Origin of the sequence: Methylotuvimicrobium alcaliphilum 20Z, from assembly GCF_000968535.2 — a bacterium.
Lineage (GTDB): Bacteria > Pseudomonadota > Gammaproteobacteria > Methylococcales > Methylomonadaceae > Methylotuvimicrobium > Methylotuvimicrobium alcaliphilum.
Window position 1 is genome coordinate 486,980 of sequence record NC_016112.1, and the last position, 19,008, is coordinate 505,987.

Sequence of the window (19,008 nt, forward strand, 5' to 3'; positions counted from 1 at the left end):
TTAAGAGCGGCCGGTCAACTGTTCAGGTGCGAAATCGTCGACCGCGATCGCTTTCATTTTGGCTTGCTCGGCCTTTTCGAGTAATGCATATTCGTCCTTGTCGATCAATTCCGAAGCCAAAGCCTGCTGCAGTACGGATGACGGCATTCCTTTGGGCAGAAAGCCTTGTTTTTGCGCGGCGCGGATTTTGGCCTCTGCCGGTACGGCATCGAGCACTGCTCTGAAGGCGGTTTCGATGCATCCGGTAGGGTCGTCCGGATCGGTATTGATATAAATGCCGTCGGTCAAACGCTCGCGCGCCGGGTTGTCGGTCAACAATAGTTGAGCAAGGCGGCCGGTCAAGTTATCGTGCGGCGGTGAGCAGGGTTTGCCGAGCGGAAACAACAAGGCACGCAGCAAACCGGCTGAAAGTTTCGCCGGCAACAGCCGAAGTGCCTCTAATAACGATTGCTGGGCACGATGCAGGCCGTCTTGGCAGGCCCAATGCAACAGCGGCAGGTCGTCCGAGGGCGCGCCTTGATTGTCGAAATGTTTGAGTACGCAGGAACAAAGGTATAAGTGGCTTAGCACGTCGGCCAGCCGCCCGGAAATGCGTTCCTTGCGTTTGAGTCGGCCGCCCAGCGTCAGCAGCGCGACATCGGCGGCCAGCGCAAAGCCTGTGCTAAGCCGCGTCAATTGCCGGTAATAACGCTTCGTATGCCGGTTACCGGGCACGGTGGTCAGTCGCGAACCGCCAACGCCGAACCAGAGCCCTCTAAGGATGTTCCTTAGAAAAAAACGGATATGCCGCCACACTACCGAGTCGAATTCACGCAAGGCTTGGGCCGTATCGGTTCGATTCAATGATTGTATTTCTTGCTGCACGAAGGGATGGCAGCGCACCGAACCTTGGCCGAAAATCATCATTGTGCGAGTTAGAATGTTCGCGCCCTCGACCGTGATGCCGACCGGGACGACTTGATACAAACGGCCAATTGCGTTGGAAGGCCCCAGACAAATGCCCGAACCGCCTTGAATATCCATGCCGTCGTTGACGATCCGCCGCATGCCTTCGGTGAGTTGGTATTTCAATATCGCCGAGATCACCGCTGGTTTTTCGCCGGCATCGAGCGCCGCGCAGGTCACTTGGCGAGCGGCGTCCATCAGATAGGTGCTGCCGGCCATGCGCGCCAGCACCTCTTCAATGCCTTCGAAGGCTCCGATCGGCAGATTGAACTGGTGCCTGATCCGCGCATAGGCTCCGGTGTTGCGGCAGATGAATTTGGCCGCGCCGACGCTCAGCGCCGGCAGCGAAATCGCGCGGCCGGTGGCGAGGCATTGCATCAACATTTTCCAGCCTTGACCGGCTTGTGCCGCGCCGCCGATGATCCAGTCGAGCGGAATGAAAACATCCTTGCCCCAGTTAGGGCCGTTCTGGAAGGCCGAATCGAGCGGAAAGTGGCGGCGGCCGATCGAAATACCCGGCGTATCGGTCGGAATTAGCGCGACGGTAATGCCGATGTCTTCGGTTTCGCCCAACAGCCGGTCGGGATCGTAAAGCTTGAACGCCAATCCCAGCACGGTGGCGACCGGGCCTAGCGTAATATAACGCTTCTCCCAATTGAGCCGTATGCCCAATACCCGTTCGTTACCTTCGAACGCGCCGTAACAGACGATGCCGGTATCGGGCATTGCGCCGGCATCGCTGCCGGCCAGAGGGCCGGTTAGCGCGAATGCCGGTATTTCGAGGCCGTCGGCCAAACGCGGTAGATAATGATTCTTTTGCTGTTCGGTGCCGTAGGCCAGCAATAATTTGGCCGGTCCCAATGAATTCGGGACCATGACAGTGACCGCGGCGGTCGTGCTGCGGCTGGCGAGTTTCATGACGATTTGCGAATGCGCGAAATCGGAAAACTCCAGACCGCCGTAGCGTTTCGGTATGATGATGCCGCAAAATTTATGTTGTTTTATATAGTCCCAGACTTCCGCCGGTAAGTCTCGGCGCTTGAAGGTGATGTCCCAGTCGTCGAGCATCGCGCACAGGGTTTCCACAGGTCCGTCGATAAAGGCGCGCTCCTCGTCGCTGAGGCTTGCTGCGGGCAGCGCCGCGAGTTTGGCCCAGTCCGGACGGCCCGTGAACAGTTCGGCGTCCCACCAGGTATTGCCGGCTTCGAGCGCTTCGCGTTCGGTTTGCGACATCGGCGGCAGATTGCGGCGCATGACCTTGAACAGCGGCCGGGTCAGCAGACTGCGGCGTATTGGAGCGTAGGCAACGATCCCGGCTAAAATAAGCCCGCTCGATACGGCGATAATGAATTCGGTCATGGCTTAATTCCTGTTGCTGTGTCAGTTCGTAGATTTGGGTTCTTTATCTAATTTTTCGATATGCAAAACTCCGTTCTGGCAATGCCGGTTCCGGAGAGGGTGCGGTTGCTCGATCGACAGGCGTCGGCGGCAAGGACAGCCGCCGTCGAGCCTACATGGACGTATTCACCCAGCCCCTAAATTCCATAGCCCATCGGTCATGGTTAATAGTCTTACTAATTTAGGGGCTGGGTCCTGTCGGGCGAGTGACCGCACCCTCCGTCACCAGACTACTTTCATTTGCCGGGGCGATGGCCAGGCCTTCATGAACGTTACGTTGCTCGATTGCCCCGTCAGTTTCTCAACGGCTTGCCGGTTTTTAGCATGTGTTCGAGCCTTGCTGCAGTGCCGGGTTGCTTGACCAGGTGCAAAAAAGCTTGTCGTTCCAGGTTCAACATGTCTTGTTCGCTAAGCGGATCGAGGGAGTCGGTGTCTCCGCCGCTCAATACGAAAGCCAGTTGGCCGGCGATTTCCCGGTCGTAGGCGGTTGCTTTACCCGAGAGCGCTAAGTTGCGCACGGCTATGTCAAGCGCCGCGCGGGCCGATGCGCCCGGTAAATAATAAACATAAGGTTCCGGCGGCCGATAATCGGCGATCATCGCCAGGGCGCGCGCTTTTGCGTCGGCCAGCAGACGGTCCTTGTTCATTGTGATGCCGTCGTGTTCGGATAAATAGAGTAATTCCTTCGCCAGCAAGGCCGATTTGGACGTCTTGGCGAGCGCGATGGTCTCGAAGGCTTGCGAAATCGCCGGCATCGGTCCGCCCGGCCGGTTAGGCAAGCTAAGCCATCGGCGCAATAATTCCTTACAGCCGCCCCAGCCCGGCACCAGACCGACTCCGGTTTCGACGAGGCCGGTATACAGTTCGGCATGGGCTTGCACTGCATCGCAATGCAGCAGGATTTCGCAGCCGCCGCCCAGCGCTAAACCGGACGGCGCGCCGACGACCGGGAAAGGCGCGTATTTCAAGGCTTGATAAGTTTGTTGCCCGAGCTCGACGATTCGGGCGACGGTGTCCCAATCTTGCCGCAGCAATGCCGGGGCCAGCAGAGTTAGATTGGCCCCGGCCGAAAAATGCTCGGCTTCGTTATGGATGACCATGCCATCGAAATTGTCACGGACGACGCCGATACTTTGTTGTGTCAGGCTCAGGCTGTCCGGGTCCAAAGTATTCATTTTGCTATGAAATTCTAGGCAAACGATGCCGTCGCCGATGTCCCACAGACTGGCCGATGCATTTTTGAGCAAGGGCGCAGTACGCCGTTTGATGTCGCCGAGCGACAGCATGCCCTCGGGACGGTGGATCGGCCGATAGCGTCGCTCTTCGTTCTTACACTCCAGGAGGCCTTGCTTGTCGGTGCGATACAGGCTTTGCCGGTCCGCGAGCAGATAGGGAATCGGTTGGTGTTTTTCTTGAAGCCGCTCGACGAACCAGTCGACTCCGAGACGATCGAGTAGTTCGAACGGACCGTAACGCCAGTTGTAGCCGAGGCGCATCGCGGTATCGATCGCAAGCGGATCGTCGGCGATTTCCGGAATCAAGCTAGCCGCATAGCTTAGCGTGTCCGACCAGACTCGCCAGGCATAGCGATTGAGCGTTTCGCCGCCGGATAAAAATTTTTTCAAATCTTCGGGTCTGTGACTAACGCCGTCGATGCGAAATTTTTCACTGACACGATAGTCGCCGGTTTGAAGGTCGACCGCTTCCTTGATTTTGGTGTCGGCATCGGGCTTGAGACGATAAAATCCGCCGAGTCCCTTGCGACCTGTGTAGCCTTTTTCGATCATGGCGCGTAGCAACGGCGGCACGGCGCCGATCGCACGCAAACGGTCCTTGGCCGGCAGGCTTTGCTTGAAGCCGCTCAGAACATGCGGCATCAAGTCCAGGCCGACCAGGTCCAGCAAGCCGAACACGCCGGTTTTCGGAATGCCGAACAGCGCCATCGCGGCATCGCATTCTTCGACGGTCAAGTTATTCGCGATCGCTTCAAGCAATGCCGTTTGTATCCAAAAAGTGCCGATCCGATTCGCGATGAAGCCCGGCGTGTCCTTGCAAGTGACGCAGCCTTTACCGAGGCGCAGGTCTGCGAACTTCGCGACCGCATCGAACAAATCGGGTGCAATGTCTACCGGCGCGATCAGTTCCAGTAGGCGCATGTAGCGCGGCGGATTGAAAAAGTGCGTGATCATGAAGCGCCGCTTGAAGCTTTCGGATTGTTGCAAGGTCAGCACCTTCAGCGGCAGTGTCGAGGTGTTCGACGATATCAGCGCATCGGATCGGCAAACCGCTTCCAGCTGTCGATAAAGGTTGCGTTTGATGTCAGGATCTTCGAGCACGGCTTCGACGATCCAATCGGCCTCGGCCAGTCGGCTTAAATCGTCCTCTATGTTGCCGGGCGAGATCAGCCGAACGTTGTTCGGGTGCATCAGCGGCGAGGGTTGGGCGGCAAGCATTTTGGCGATCGCTTGCTCGGCTATTTGATTACGGTTCGCTGCGTTATCCGGGACAATATCCAATAAGACGACCGGAATACCGGCATTGGCGATATGCGCGGCGATGCCCGCACCCATTACGCCGGCGCCGACGACTGCGGCTCGTTCGATGTTCATGATGCTGCCTCCAGAATGGTTGCAATGCCTTGGCCGCCGCCGATGCACTGTGTAGCCAGCGCATAGCGCTTACGCTCCCGGTGCAGTAGGCTGGCCGCCTTGCCGGTGATGCGCGCGCCGGTCGCGCCGAGCGGGTGGCCTAGCGCGATCGCGCCGCCGTCCAGGTTGAGTTTTTCGATAGGGATAGGCAATTCTTGTAATACGGCCAAAGCCTGTGCGGCGAAGGCTTCGTTCAATTCGACCAGATCGATGTCTTCCAGTGTTAAACCTGCTCTCTGCAAGGCCTTGTGCGTCGCGGCAACCGGGCCGATACCCATGATTTCCGGCTGGCAGGCGGATACCGCGATCGATTTGATACGGGCCAGTTTCGGCAGTCCGTGCGCGTCGGCATAGGCTTCGCTGCATACCAATACCGCCGCGGCGCCGTCGGTCAGCGGCGACGACGTCGCGGCCGTGACGCTGCCGTTTTCCAGAAATGCCGGTTTGAGTCCGGCCAGACCTTCCGCAGTCGAATCGGGGCGCGGACAGCCGTCCTGATCGATGCGATCGCCTCGGTGCGTTAGAATAGGCACGATCTCATCGGCAAAGCCGCCGCTTTGTCGGGCGTGCTGCGTTTTGCGCTGGCTGGTCAACGCGAAATTTTCTTGATCCCGGCGGGCTATGGAATAGCGGCGCGCTAGGTTTTCGGCGGTCTCGCCCATGCTCATGTAGGCCTCCGGGTGATTTTTATAAAGCCCCGGGTGCGGCAAGGTATTGAATCCGCCCATCGGCACGCGGCTCATCGATTCGACGCCGGCGCAAATGAAAACTTCGCCGGCGTTCATTTGAATCGCGCCGGCCGCGATATGAATCGCTTGCATCGACGAGCCGCAGAAACGGTTCACGGTCATGCCCGCGACTGAAATCGGCAATTCCGCCAGATGCACGACGAGGCGCGCGAGATTGAGGCCTTGCTCGCCTTCCGGAAAGGCGCAGCCGAGAATCAAGTCTTCGATGGCGTTCGGATCGACGCCGCACTTGTCGATCAGGGCCTTGACCACTTGCGCGGCCAAGTCGTCGGGTCTGACGTGGGCTAACTCGCCTTTGCCCGCCGGCGTGAACGGCGATCTGGCATATCCTGCGATGACTACATTATTCATGATGCTGTCTCCTCTTCGGGAATGGCTTGCGTTATGGGGCGGCTGGTGTCCTCGGTTTGTTGCAGCGAGCTTAAAAAATCGTCGATCACCGACCAAGTCTCGCCGATGTTTTCCATCAGAATGCCGTGCCGGTCGGCATCGATCGAATGTAAATATTTTCTTGCCGCGCCTAATTTGGCGAATACGGCTTCGGCGCTTTCCGGCGCGACGATTGGGTCCCGGTTGGCATAGAGTAATAAAGTCGGCGTTACGATACCGGGCAGTAATTCGTCAAGATGCTGAATCAGTCTGCGTAATTCGAATAGCGCCCGGATCGGCGTATTGCAGTAATTGATGTCGGGATGTTCCGGCGTGTTGTCGATGAACGGCTTGACGCCCTCGAAAGAAGACAGCCAGCGTACCAGGCTATTGGTGTTGTGCAGTAAAGACACCAGCATAAAAGACGGATTCAAGAATTTGACAGGCACTGAAACCGCGACAACACCGGCGATTTCGGGACGGTTTTCCGCCGCGAGCTTGAGCGCCAAAGCGCCGCCGGTCGAAAAGCCGATCAAGACGATTTTTCCGCAGTGCGCTTTGAGGATAGTAAAGCCTTTGAGCACGCTGTCGAACCATTGCTCATAACTCAAATCTCTCAAGGCATTGGGTGACGTGCCGTGGCCCTTCAAGCGAATCCCAAGCACCGTGAAGCCTTGGTGCGCCAGCTTGCGGCCGTAATCGCGAAGTTCCGCGGGGCTGGCCAACAGACCGTGTATCAACAGAATACCGATGCCGTTGGTTCGGGCCGGTTTCATCAAGAATGGAGACGGGTCGGCTATGGCGCTTTCGTGTTGCTTGATCGCGCCGTTTTGCAGCGTGCTGTAGGTCTGCTGTTCGTAGGCCAGCGCGATCAGTTCGTCGTCGAAATGCCAGGCCGCCAGTTGTTCGGGAGAGATCTTGGCATAGGCTTTGTCGGCGGCCGAAAGCGTATCGCGCACGGTGCTAAGCGGCGCCGCTTCGTTATTGTAGACCGCGATCGGATTTTCCAGACGGATTTGGTCGAAGTCGTGGTCCTCGCACAATTTCGGCAAGAAATGGTAGCATTCATCTTGTTCGGCAATCAGTTGAGCTTCCTTGGCGATGCATATGAAGTGCTCGAAGCGGTCGTTGACGCAATGGATAAGATCGCTGTAATCATCCGGATTCAACAGACTTCGATGTAAATGAATGTCGGGCTTTTTTTGCAGGTTTTTTATTGCGATATAAAGTACGGTATAAAATCGGCATTTTTCGATATGCTTGAGCCCTGCGCCGATGTTGCTCATGATCAGCGTCGAGGCCAGATGGCTGAGGTTCACCGTAACATTGGCATAGATCGCTTTCATGTATTGATTGCGCGAACAGCTTGCATTTTTGACGAATAGATATCCGAGCAGGCGTTCTTTCCAAGTTCTCGGCGCGCTTGTCAAGTTGAACGCATCGTCCGGATCGCGTATGTCCGGCGCCGTTTTGTCCATGACCCAATGCGTGCGCCAATCCCAGACGCAACAAGGATTGACCGGCTCGCCCATGCGGATGTCCATGTCGGTGTCCTTGAGCAAGATATTGCCTTCGATCAAGAGTTCTTCGGTTTGCCGAAGACTCATCGTGTCCGAAAACAATTCGACGCTTTTGAACAATAGGTTTTCGGAGTTGCGAATCGGATAAAATGTGATGTTGGCCGGTACGATCAAGGTCGGTTTTAAGGCGGCCGCCATTAATTGATCCAAGCTGTCGAATTCGAGCAGGGACTGCCAGTGCAGCAAGCGCTCTTTGTCTTTTGTTTTGAAGGCATGGCGAATCGCCGACTTCAATGCTTCTACCCCTTGTCCTAACACGGCAGGACCGGTGTGATGCTTACGTCGAAGTCCGGTCATGCGCGAATAAATACTGTATTCGCCTTTTTTGTCGATGACGCGCCGGTCCTTGACCATGCCGCCTTCGGGGAAAATAATGACTTTACGCCCGCGCAGGATTTGGCTGGCCAAGATAGCGAACAATCGGGGATGGTCGTGCGGAAATACGCCGACATGCTTCAAATAATTCGACAGTACATTGTCTTCCTTGAAGAATTCGCCCGACGCGATCGAGCAGCTGTAAGCGCCGGTTTGTTCGAAAAATAGAAATTGAGGAATGAAGGTTTCGAAGCGGGAAAAATGGTTGAACAGGAAAATATCGCCTTGCAATACCTGGTTGTCGGCGAACAGTTCGAATTTGACGCTCAATAAGTTTTTGACGGCTCTGAACAACTTGACCGAGCGAATATAGAGCGCGGTGTCGATGTCGTGCCAGTTTTCGGGGTAATCGGCATACTTCATGGTGCGGTGACTCCCTGGCGTCTTTCGAGAGACGCCGTTTGAGGTCTTGCATAAAACCGGTCGAACCGATCGATGTCGAATGGTAGCTTTATTTAAAGACTTTCTACTTTTGCATCGGTTCCCTAAGATTGAACGTATACTTTTCGCACTTCAAATTTCGGCAGTGCCTTAGGATGCACCGGGGTGCTCGGCCCCTCACCTAACGCTAGGTGAGGGGCTGGCATAGAGCCTACAGGGACGAATTTACCCAGCACCTAAATAAGCCATGATTTTGAATCATTGCCAAAGACCTATGGAATTTAGGTGCTGGGTTCACGGCGTTCTTTGACGGGCACCCCGGTGCCGTATTTTGATCTCCGATGAGTAATATGCCTATCGTAGATCAAAATACGGGGCTGGGTGATTGCGTTCTTATAGGCTCTTGCCAGCAACTATGCCGGCAAAGTATTTAGCAAAATATGTACAAAATAACTTCTATCATTTGTAGCTGTTCTTTATGAACCGGAGCATGCAAGAAAAAATCGAGCTCGAACATGAGGCGGCCAAGCTGTTCATGCGGCTTTACGAACAAAAAACAGGCATTCCAATGCGGCATATTTGGCATAACGAGCCGAAAAAGCCGGATGTATCGTGTTACCTAGGTGATCGGCGCTTGGATTTGGAAATTGCGCATTTGTACGGTAGTGAAGAAGAAGCCCAACTGATTTTGGGGCGCAAAGTCAGTATCCGGACGCTAGAGGCGCTGCATCGCTTGATTACCGTTCCGGTCGGCGATCGTTTGTTGAATGCGTTGAATGCGATTTTAGCCAGCAAGGCCGAAAAGTCCTATCACAGCGACCGGGTTTGGCTGGTTTTGCGTAACGCCAATCCGCTTTGGAGCCGTGAAGAACTGGAAGATAATTTGCACCGGGTAACGCTACCCGAGTCTCATCCGTTCGAGCAGATTTGGGTCGTCGGAGACATGGAAGGAAAGTCCGGTATTTTGCGGCTGTTTCCTTGAGCTATCCTGGTTCTCACGCTCCTTCCGTCGCGACGCATAAACTGTAGGGTACGCTGCGCGTACCTTCATGCCGTTAAGCACCGAATCCCGCCCTGGATCACACCATTGAGGCTTGAATTAACAATGGTGGGATGCCATGGTACGCGCAGCGTACCCTACTGGCTGATACCCTCGGGGGCCCGGATGCCCTGTGGGAGCGATCCCCTGATCGCGATTTCGAGGTCGAGACGGTTGGATAACAATAAATGGTATCGAGGCCGCAAAAACTAAAATATGCTGTTACCCAAGCTCCAGCTTGGGTAACCTGTTCAGGAAGCTCTAGCTTCCCGAAAATCAAGAAAAATCCTGATTAGCAAGGTTCTTCAGCTAAAGCCCAAAAAACCAGCATATCCCTAGCAGGATGGGGTTTGCAGCCCCGTCCTAAACGTTTTGACTTTGGCCGAAGTTAGCCGAAATGTTTAGGGCAAACCGAAACGTTGGGGACGGGTTAAATAACCCGCCCCGCAGAAGTGGCTACGACTGGCCACTGCTCGGACAATTGGCTTCAGCAAGCTGAAGTATCTTGCTAATCAGGAGAAAGATTGAACGAGCGAGTCGGGGGGATTGAGAGTGTGCGGAGCTTGTGTCGGTCTCAGGAAGCTGGAGCTTCCGGGGTGTCTTTCCCAAGCTGGAGCTTGGGAAAGAGCGAAGTTTCTTCAGCTAAAGCCCAAAAACCAGCATATCCCTAGCAGGACGGGGTTGCAACCCCGTCCTAAGCGTTTTGACTTTGGCCGAAGTTAGCCGAAATGTTTAGGGCAATCCGAAACGTTGGGGACGGGTTAAATAACCCGCCCCGCGCGGAAAAAAGGTTTAGCTTTGCTCTTCTTCTTCTTCTTCTTCCTCCTGATCCTTTTCAATCGCCTCGAGCGAGAATCTTGAAGTCAAGCCGCCAGTCGATTTAGCGACCGCTTCGGTCGCCGATCCCTTGCCTTCGCTGAGGTTGATTTTCAATTTCAAGTTATTCGGCGAGTCGGAGTTTTGCAAGGCTTCTTCGAGTGAAATTTTGCCTTCCTTGAAAAGTTTGAGCAAATGGCTGTCGAAGGTTTGCATGCCGATGTTTTCGGATTTTTCCATCGCTTCCTTGATCGTATGAATTTCGCCTTTATGAATCAAGTCTTTGACCAATTGCGTCCCCAGCAAAATTTCGATCGCCGCGACCCGTTTTCCGTCCACGGTAGGAACAAGTCTTTGCGAAACAAAGGCCTTCAAATTCAGCGATAGATCCAGCAATAATTGGTTACGCCGCTCTTCCGGGAAGAAATTGATGATACGGTCCAGGGCCTGATTGGCGTTGTTGGCGTGCAGCGTCGACAAGCATAAATGCCCGGTTTCGGCGAAGGCGAGTGCATGTTCCATCGTTTCTTGAGAGCGGATTTCGCCGATCAGAATCACGTCCGGTGCCTGGCGTAGCGTATTTTTCAACGCGTCCTCGTAACTGAGCGTATCGACGCCGACTTCGCGTTGATTGACCAGGCAGCGTTTGTGCGGATGAAGATATTCGATCGGGTCTTCGATCGTGATGATGTGCCCCGACGAATTGCTGTTGCGGTGATCGATCAGTGCGGCCAGGGAGGTCGACTTGCCGGAGCCGGTGCCGCCGACGAATAGAATCAAACCGCGCTTTTCCATGATGACTTTTTTCAGCACTTCGGGCAGGCCTAATTGATCGGCATTCGGAATATCGACCTTGATGTTTCGAATGACCAAGGCCAGGTTGTTGCGCTGTTTGAAAATATTGACCCGGAATCGGCCGATGCCCTGTTCGGTGATCGCCAGATTCATTTCCGGGACGTGTTCGAAGTCTTTTTGCTGATCGGCATCCATTAAACTGTAAGCGATAGCCTTGATGCGTTCGCCGGTCAGTTTTTCGCTTTCGAGCGGTTTCAATGCGCCTTGAAATTTTGCCGCGGCCGGCGCGCCGACCGTTAAGTAAAGATCGGAACCGTCTTTGTTGACCAAAATTTTTAGATAATCTTTAAAATCCATAATGAATCCATTAGTTTACATGTAGGATGGGTAGAGCGGAGCGAAACCCATCGGGGAGCGCCACGAAAGCCACTGTAACGCTTATGAAGGCCTGGCAATCGCCCCGGTAAATGAAAGTGCGAGGGTGTGAGGGAGGACGCGGTCACTCGCCCGACAGGACCCAGCCCCTAAATTAGTAAGACTATTAACCATGACCGATGGGCTATGGAATTTAGGGGCTGGGTGAATACGTCCATGTAGGCTCGACGGCGGAATCTGATTGCCATGGATGGCATGAATGCAGATTTTGCAGGAGCAAAAATCTGCCCTGCCGCCGACGCCTGTCGATCGAGCAACCGCACCCTCTTTGGAACCGCCATTGTTTTTCATATCGAAAAATTAGAGCCACGGTGCCAAAAATTTGATGGCTAGCTATTCTAGGCGATAATCACCGAAGTTGAACCCAGTTTAGCCAAGAAATGCGTATAATGACGCAATTTTTTAAACAAGCATTTTAAACACGATAATAGCGTTATGTCCGAACAAAGAAAAGCGGCGGCATTGATATCCGGAGGATTGGATTCGATGTTGGCCGCCAAAGTAATCATCGAACAAGGGGTGCATGTCGAAGGCATCAATTTTTTCACAGGCTTCTGCGTGGAGGGACACACGCATGCGATTCGCGAACGGGACCGCGCCAAACCCAAGCGCAATAATTCGCTGTGGGTGGCCGAACAACTCGGCATCAAATTGCACATCGTCGATGTCATCGAGGAATACAAGGATGTGCTGATCAATCCTAAGCACGGCTACGGCAGTAACATGAATCCTTGTCTGGATTGCAAGATTTTCATGGTCAACAAGGCCAAGCAATGGATACAAGAGAACGGCTTCGATTTCATCATCACCGGCGAGGTCATCGGTCAACGGCCGATGTCGCAGCGCAAACAAACGATGCCGATCATCGCGCGCGAATCCGGTGCCGACGATTTGCTGCTCAGACCCTTATGCGCCAGAAATCTTCCGGAGACTCTGCCGGAGCGCGAAGGCTGGGTCGACCGCGCCAAATTGTTCGGCTTTAGCGGACGATCTAGAAAACCGCAAATGGAATTAGCGCAGCAGTTCGGCTTCGTCGATTATGCGCAGCCGGCCGGCGGCTGTTGTTTTTTGACCGACGAGAGTTATTCGGCGAAATTAGTCGATTTATGGCAAAACCGGGGTACGAAAGACTACGAACTCGACGATGTAATGTTGTTGAAAGTCGGGAGGCATATCCGTCCCAAGTCCAATTTCAAAGTCATCGTCGCGCGCGAGGAGGGCGAGAGCCGTTTTCTCGAAGGCTATAAAAAAGAATTCACCAGCTTGATCAGTAGCAGTCACAGCGGACCGTTAGCGTTGATCGACGGCGAACCGACCGATGAGGACTTAGCCTTGGCCGGACGCATCATTGCACGTTACGGACAAGGGCGCGACGCCGATCAGGTCGATATTTTGGTTAGAAGTCAAAAAGGTCTGGAACAAACGATTCAGGTGGCCCCGTTCGCGCCGGAGCAAATTGTCGAGGAGTGGTTCGTATGAGCCGGGAAACCCTAAATGCGCGGCGTCTGCTTTGCCCGTTGCCGGTAATACGAACGCAAGACCGGGTCAAACGCATGGCGGCCGGAGAACAATTGGAAGTTATTTGCACCGACCCCGGCGTGATGCAGGACATCCCCGCCTGGTGCCGCATCAATGGACACGCGATCCTTGAAACCAAAGCCGAGGACGGCGAATATATTATTGTTCTCGAAGTAGGCGAATAATGATCGAAGCGCGCCAGTCAGTCGAATCCGATCGGCTAAAAGCGAAGGTCAGTATCGTTGCTGCATGGACCAACCTAGCATTGTCGGTTCTGAAAATCGGCTTCGGTATACTGGGTCAATCGGCGGCCTTGATCGCGGACGGTGTCCACTCCTTATCCGATCTGGTCAGCGATTTACTGGTCATTACCGCGATTAAACTGGGCGCGCGAGAGGCCGATTTCGACCACCCGTACGGGCATCGGCGTTACGAGACGATCGCGACGGTCGCGCTAGGCGTCGGGTTGATTATAGTGGCCGGCGGCATCGCCTATGATGCAATGGAAAGAGTTCGCCAGCCCGAGCGCTTGTTGATGCCGGAATTCGAGGCGATGGCGATAGCCGCCTTATCGGTATTGACTAACGAATGGCTCTATCAATACACCAAGCGCATTGCCAAGCAAACCCGGTCCAAATTATTACTGGCCAATGCCTGGCATCATCGTAGCGATGCGATATCTTCGATCGTGGTGATCATCGGCGTGGCCGGCGTTTGGGTCGGTTATGAATATGCCGATGCGGTCGCCGCCGGGATCGTCGCATTGATGATCGCTAAAATCGGTTTAAGTCTGGTGATTCAAAGCATCAAGGAGTTGGTCGATACCTCATTGCCCGAGACCTTGATCCGCGAGATACGCAGAGTGATCAAAACGACTCCCGGCGTGCGCGGCATTCATCTGCTTAGAACCCGCCAAATGGGCGAAGATGCCTATATCGACGCGCATATCGTCGTCGATGCCAGAATCAGCGTTTCCGAAGGACATATGATCGGCGATGCGGTCCGGCAAAATCTGAAAGCCGAATTCGACGACGTGGTCGACGTATTGGTCCATGTCGACCCCGAAGACGACGAATTCATCGACGAGCCGGTCGATGTGTTGCGTGCGGATGTGCAGGGTTACTTGCGTAACTATCTGGCCGAATTATTCGAAGATATCGAAGATTTCAAGATTCATTATCTGGAAGGGACGATCGAAATCGAAGTGATTTTGCCGCATCTGATGGGGAGTCAGCCGGAACGGATGGAAAAAGTTAAGCAACAATGCGCGCTGATGCAAGGCGCGTTTCCCAACATTAGCAAAATAAGCGTTTTATTGAAGATTTAGTATCTAATCAGTGTATGTGGTTGGTGTCAGGCATTAATTTCTAAGGACGCGTGAATATATCCCTGTAAGCTCTGACTGCAACGTCCTGTTGCAGACTGCCTTATAAATTAATGCTCGACATCTTCTTACTTATCCTAATGATTATGAAAAAGCTGTCATCACACTGGCAAATAAGAGTGCGAGGGGTGGGGGTGGGTACGGTTACTCGCCCGACAGGACCCAGCCCCTAAATTAGTAAGACTATTAACCATGACCGATGGGCTATGGAATTTAGGGGCTGGGTGAATACGTCCATGTAGGCTCGACGGCGGCTTTCCCTGCCGCCGACGCCTGTCGGTCGAGCAACCGCACCCTCTCCGGAGCCGGCATTTTCTCTGCCGAGCTTCTTATATCGAAAAATTAGATAAAGAGCCAAAATCTACTAACTTTCACAGTAACAATTACAAGATTTAAAGGAGTCTATATGGCGGTGGGGCAGGTGGTGTTTCCGGTAATGCACCGGGTGGACGGGATCGAATTGGGCACGGCGTGCGCGGGCATCAAGCAAACGCAACGCGACGATCTGTTGCTCATACAAATGCGCGAAGGATCGACTTGCGCGGCGGTGTTTACACAGAACGCGTTTTGCGCGGCTCCGGTAGTTGTCGCGAAGGAACATTTACAACAGGCACCGCGTTGGCTGCTGATTAATTCCGGTAACGCCAATGCCGGCACCGGAAAAAGGGGGCTTGACGATGCCTTGTCGACCTGCGCGGACTTGGCAGAACTTGCCGGCGCGGATGCCCGGCAAGTTCTGCCGTTTTCGACCGGCGTGATCGGCGAACCGTTGGCCGTCGATAAAATCAAGGCGGCTTTACCGAAGGCCTTTGCCAATCTGGCCGAGGATCATTGGGAACAGGCCGCGCGCGCGATCATGACCACCGATACCTTTCCGAAAGGTGCATCGTTTACTCTCGGAATCGGCGGCGAGACGATCACGTTGACCGGCATATCCAAAGGCGCGGGCATGATTCAGCCGAACATGGCGACGATGCTGTCTTTCATCGCGACCGATGCCAAAATCGAGCGGGAGTTGCTGCAAGCTTGTTTGGCGCGCGCCGCCGAGTTATCGTTTAACCGCATAACCGTCGACGGCGATACCTCGACCAACGACGCCTGCGTCTTAATGGCCAGCGGGTGTTCCAAAGTACCCGAATTGACCGAAGGCAGCCCGGCCTACCAAGTCTTTGCCGACGCCGTGTTGAAGATTTGCAAGCAACTCAGCGAAGCGATCGTCCGGGACGGCGAAGGCGCGACCAAGTTGATGCGAATCGTTATAAATCAAGCCTTAGATGATGAAGAGGCCGTGCGCGTCGCCAAGACCATAGCCCATTCGCCGCTGGTCAAAACCGCGTTTTTTGCTAGCGATCCGAATTGGGGTCGCATTCTGGCGGCGGTCGGCAGGGCCGGCGTCGACAACATGGACCTGGAGCGGGTCGATATACACCTGGGCGACGTGTGCATCGTGCGAGGCGGCGGCCGCGCCGAAGACTATACCGAAGCGGCCGGCCAGCGAGTGATGAACGAACCGGAAATTACCGTAACCGTAACGCTCGGACGCGGCAGCGCCTCGCAAGAAGTCTTGACCTGCGATTTTTCCTACGACTATGTGCGGATCAATGCGGAGTATCGGACTTAGGAGGGAAAGGTGAAAGAGGAAAGAGGAAAGAGGAAAGAGGAAAGAGGAAAGGAAGCCCGGCGCTCTGTGGGAGCGATCCCCAGATCGCGATTTCGAAGCCCGAGAGTGTTAAGTGACAATAAATGTTATCGAGGTCTCATTGGCTAAGATTATCCTTCCCACGCTCCAGCGTGTGAACCATTTGAAATACCGGAAATACTTATAAATCCAAAGTGAATTGTAGGGTACGCTGCGCGTACCTAACGTCGGCACAACGGAACACATGAGAACACATTAATCTATGGGCGGGTCTCCTGCGGTACGCACAGCGCACCCTACAGTTTTTTCACCGTTCCCACGGTCCGGCATCCAGCCGTAGGATGGGTAGCAGCGAAGCGGAAACCCATCAGGGGGGCACGATAAGCGGCAGGAAAACGTTACGGAGTCATTCGAATAGTCCCCCCTATTAACTTTGGCCGAAGTCAGCCGAAAGGTTAAGGGCAAACCGAAACGTTGGGGACGGGTCAAATAACCCGTCCCGCAGAAGTGAAAGAGGTAAGAGGTAAGAGGTAAGCCCGGCGCTCTGTGGGAGCGATCCCCAGATCGCGATTTCGAAGTCCGAGAGTGTTAAGTGACAATAAATGTTATCGAGGTCTCATTGGCTAAGATTATCCTTCCCACGCTCCAGCGTGTGAACCATTTGAAATACCGGAAATACTTATAAATCCAAAGTGAATTGTAGGGTACGCTGCGCGTACCTAACGTCGGCACAACGGAACACATGAGAACACATTAAGCAATGGGCGGGTCTCCTGCGCTACGCACAGCGTACCCTACAGTTTTTTCACCGTTCCCACGGTCCGGCATCCAGCCGTAGGATGGGTAGCAGCGAAGCGGAAACCCATCACGAAGCACAATAAACGGTAGGGAAACATTAAGGAGTCATTCGAATAGTCCCCGGAGCGTGAAAACCATTTGAAACAGCATCAACAAGAACAAAAACTTATGAAATCGGTTTTAGAAGTCGCCGTTGGCGCGGTTGTCGACCGGCACGGCAAAATTCTGATCGCCAAGCGCCCCGACGATAAACATCAAGGTGGCCTATGGGAATTTCCGGGCGGTAAAATCGAGCCGGGCGAAACGCAGCGACAAGCATTGGACCGCGAGCTCCATGAAGAACTGGCCATCGACGTTAAAACCGCAACGCCGCTGATCACGATTCATCACGACTACCCGGACCTCAGCGTAAGACTCAAAGTTTGGCGGATCGACCGGTTCGAAGGCGACCCGCATGGCAGAGAAGGACAAGCGGTCGAGTGGGTCGCTCCGACCGATCTTCAAAACTATTCCTTTCCGGCGGCGAATCGTCCGATCGTGACCGCGCTCCGCCTGCCGCCGTTTTATGCCATCCTGGACGACAGCACCCCCTCGGCGTTATTCTCTAACTTAAAAACCATTCTCGCCAACGGCATCAAACTGATTCAATTGCGCTTGAAAAAAGTAACGGCCGGCGAAGCGGCGGAATTTATCGCGCGCATCCTTCCTTTATGCCGCCGTCATGGCGCATCAGTCTTGCTCAACTCGGCCGTATCCGGAATCGAGGCGAGTGCAATAGACGGCATACATTTAACCGGAAAGGATTTAATGGCGTTACGCGAACGGCCGGACAGCCAAGGCTGGCTGGCCGCCTCTTGCCATAATGAAGCGGAACTGCGCCATGCCGAAACCGTCGGCGTCGATTTTGCCGTCTTGGCGCCGGTATTGCCGACCGCCACGCATCCGGGAGCCCGAATACTCGGTTGGCAAGGCTTTACAGCGCTCGCCGAAACCGCGAATATTCCGGTATTCGGCTTGGGAGGCTTAGCAAAGGACGATCTGGCGCGAGTCCGTGAAGCCGGCGGCCAAGGCGTGGCCGGTATCCGGGCGTTTATCGAAACAGAATAAAAGCGTTCCCATGTTCCGGCATTCAGCAGTAGGATGGGTAGGAACCTCGCAAACGGTAGGGAAATATGACGCGGCCGAATCGATAAAACTCGCCCGACGGGAAATAGGAGTTTAAAAACCCGTATGGCGGAGGATTTGCCGGCGGGGTGAAAACGATGGGTTTCGGCTTCCGCCTCTACCCATCCTACGCAAGAACGGCGATGCGGGGTGTGCTGTAGGATGGGTAGGAGCAAAGCGGAAACCCATCATGGGAACCTCGCAAACGGCAGGGAAACATTACGCGGCCGAATCGATAAAACTCGCCCGACGGGAAATAGGAGTTTAAAAACCCGTATGGCGGAGGATTTGCCGGCGGGGTGAAAACGATGGGTTTCGGCTTCCGCCTCTACCCATCCTACGCAAGAACGGCGATGCGGGGTGTGCTGTAGGATGGGTAGGAGCAAAGCGGAAACCCATCATGGGAACTCCGCAAACGGCAGGGAAACATTACGCGGCCGAATCGATAAAACTCGCCCGACGGGAAATAGGAGTTTAAAAACCCGTCCGGCGGAGGATTTGCCGGCGGGGTGAAAACGATGGGTTTCGGCTTCCGCCTCTACCCATCCTACGCAAGAACGGCGATGCGGGGTGTGCTGTAGGATGGGTAGGAGCAAAGCGGAAACCCATCATGGGTGCCCGCAAACGATAGGAAAACCTTACGCGGCCGAATCGATAAAACTCGCCCGACGGGAAATAGGAGTTTAAAAACCCGTATGGCGGAGGATTTGCCGGCGGGGTGAAAACGATGGGTTTCGGCTTCCGCCTCTACCCATCCTACGCAAGAACGGCGATGCGGGGAGTGCTGTAGGATGGGTAGGAGCGAAGCGGAAACCCATCATGGGCGCCCGCAAACGGCAGGGAAACATTACGCGGCCGAATCGATAAAACTCGCCCGACGGGGAATAGGAGTTTAAAAACCCGTATGGCGGAGGATTTGCCGGCGGGGTGAAAACGATGGGTTTCGGCTTCCGCCTCTACCCATCCTACGCAAGA

General features: G+C 54.5%; 11 protein-coding genes. 6 read left to right on the forward strand and 5 right to left on the reverse strand.

Features of this window, described 5'->3' with window-relative positions:
- The 4 genes from MEALZ_RS02220 to MEALZ_RS02235 form a co-directional block, all read right to left on the reverse strand.
- Entirely contained in the window at nucleotides 1-2,304 is a 2,304-nt protein-coding gene (locus tag MEALZ_RS02220; protein WP_014146960.1) for an acyl-CoA dehydrogenase, read from the reverse strand.
- A 332-nt stretch (nucleotides 2,305-2,636) separates the two neighbouring features.
- Nucleotides 2,637-4,952 (reverse strand): 3-hydroxyacyl-CoA dehydrogenase/enoyl-CoA hydratase family protein, encoded by a 2,316-nt coding sequence (locus MEALZ_RS02225; RefSeq protein ID WP_014146961.1) that lies wholly within the window; start codon nucleotides 4,950-4,952, stop codon nucleotides 2,637-2,639.
- Entirely contained in the window at nucleotides 4,949-6,091 is a 1,143-nt protein-coding gene (locus tag MEALZ_RS02230; protein ID WP_014146962.1) for a thiolase family protein, read from the reverse strand. Before MEALZ_RS02230 ends, MEALZ_RS02225 begins: the two co-directional genes overlap by 4 nt.
- Nucleotides 6,088-8,427 carry an alpha/beta fold hydrolase gene (locus tag MEALZ_RS02235; RefSeq protein WP_014146963.1) on the reverse strand — a complete coding sequence of 780 codons (2,340 nt, stop codon included), beginning with the start codon at nucleotides 8,425-8,427 and terminating at the stop codon, nucleotides 6,088-6,090. The genes MEALZ_RS02230 and MEALZ_RS02235 overlap by 4 nt, the downstream gene beginning before the upstream one ends.
- Before the next feature lie 508 nt (nucleotides 8,428-8,935).
- Between MEALZ_RS02235 and MEALZ_RS02240 the strand changes: the two genes are divergently transcribed.
- Entirely contained in the window at nucleotides 8,936-9,427 is a 492-nt protein-coding gene (locus tag MEALZ_RS02240; protein WP_084685258.1) for a hypothetical protein, read from the forward strand.
- A gap of 849 nt (nucleotides 9,428-10,276) precedes the next feature.
- Here the strand turns inward: MEALZ_RS02240 and MEALZ_RS02245 are convergent.
- Nucleotides 10,277-11,452 carry a PilT/PilU family type 4a pilus ATPase gene (locus tag MEALZ_RS02245; RefSeq protein WP_014146965.1) on the reverse strand — a complete coding sequence of 392 codons (1,176 nt, stop codon included), beginning with the start codon at nucleotides 11,450-11,452 and terminating at the stop codon, nucleotides 10,277-10,279.
- A 513-nt stretch (nucleotides 11,453-11,965) separates the two neighbouring features.
- Between MEALZ_RS02245 and MEALZ_RS02250 the strand changes: the two genes are divergently transcribed.
- From MEALZ_RS02250 to MEALZ_RS02270, 5 genes are all read left to right on the forward strand, one after another.
- A complete protein-coding gene (locus MEALZ_RS02250; RefSeq protein ID WP_014146966.1) occupies nucleotides 11,966-13,009 on the forward strand; it encodes a tRNA (5-methylaminomethyl-2-thiouridylate)-methyltransferase in 1,044 nt (347 codons plus the stop codon).
- A complete protein-coding gene (locus tag MEALZ_RS02255) occupies nucleotides 13,006-13,233 on the forward strand; it encodes a sulfurtransferase TusA family protein (RefSeq protein ID WP_014146967.1) in 228 nt (75 codons plus the stop codon). Before MEALZ_RS02250 ends, MEALZ_RS02255 begins: the two co-directional genes overlap by 4 nt.
- Nucleotides 13,233-14,375, forward strand: a complete 1,143-nt coding sequence (locus tag MEALZ_RS02260; RefSeq protein ID WP_014146968.1) for a cation diffusion facilitator family transporter — start codon at nucleotides 13,233-13,235, stop codon at nucleotides 14,373-14,375. Before MEALZ_RS02255 ends, MEALZ_RS02260 begins: the two co-directional genes overlap by 1 nt.
- Nucleotides 14,376-14,838: 463 nt before the next feature.
- Nucleotides 14,839-16,053: a bifunctional glutamate N-acetyltransferase/amino-acid acetyltransferase ArgJ gene (argJ, locus tag MEALZ_RS02265; protein WP_014146969.1), complete on the forward strand. Its 1,215-nt coding sequence runs from the start codon at nucleotides 14,839-14,841 to the stop codon at nucleotides 16,051-16,053.
- A gap of 984 nt (nucleotides 16,054-17,037) precedes the next feature.
- Nucleotides 17,038-17,976, forward strand: coding sequence for a Nudix family hydrolase (locus MEALZ_RS02270; RefSeq protein ID WP_014146970.1), 939 nt, complete (start codon nucleotides 17,038-17,040; stop codon nucleotides 17,974-17,976).
- Nucleotides 17,977-19,008 lie beyond the last annotated feature (1,032 nt).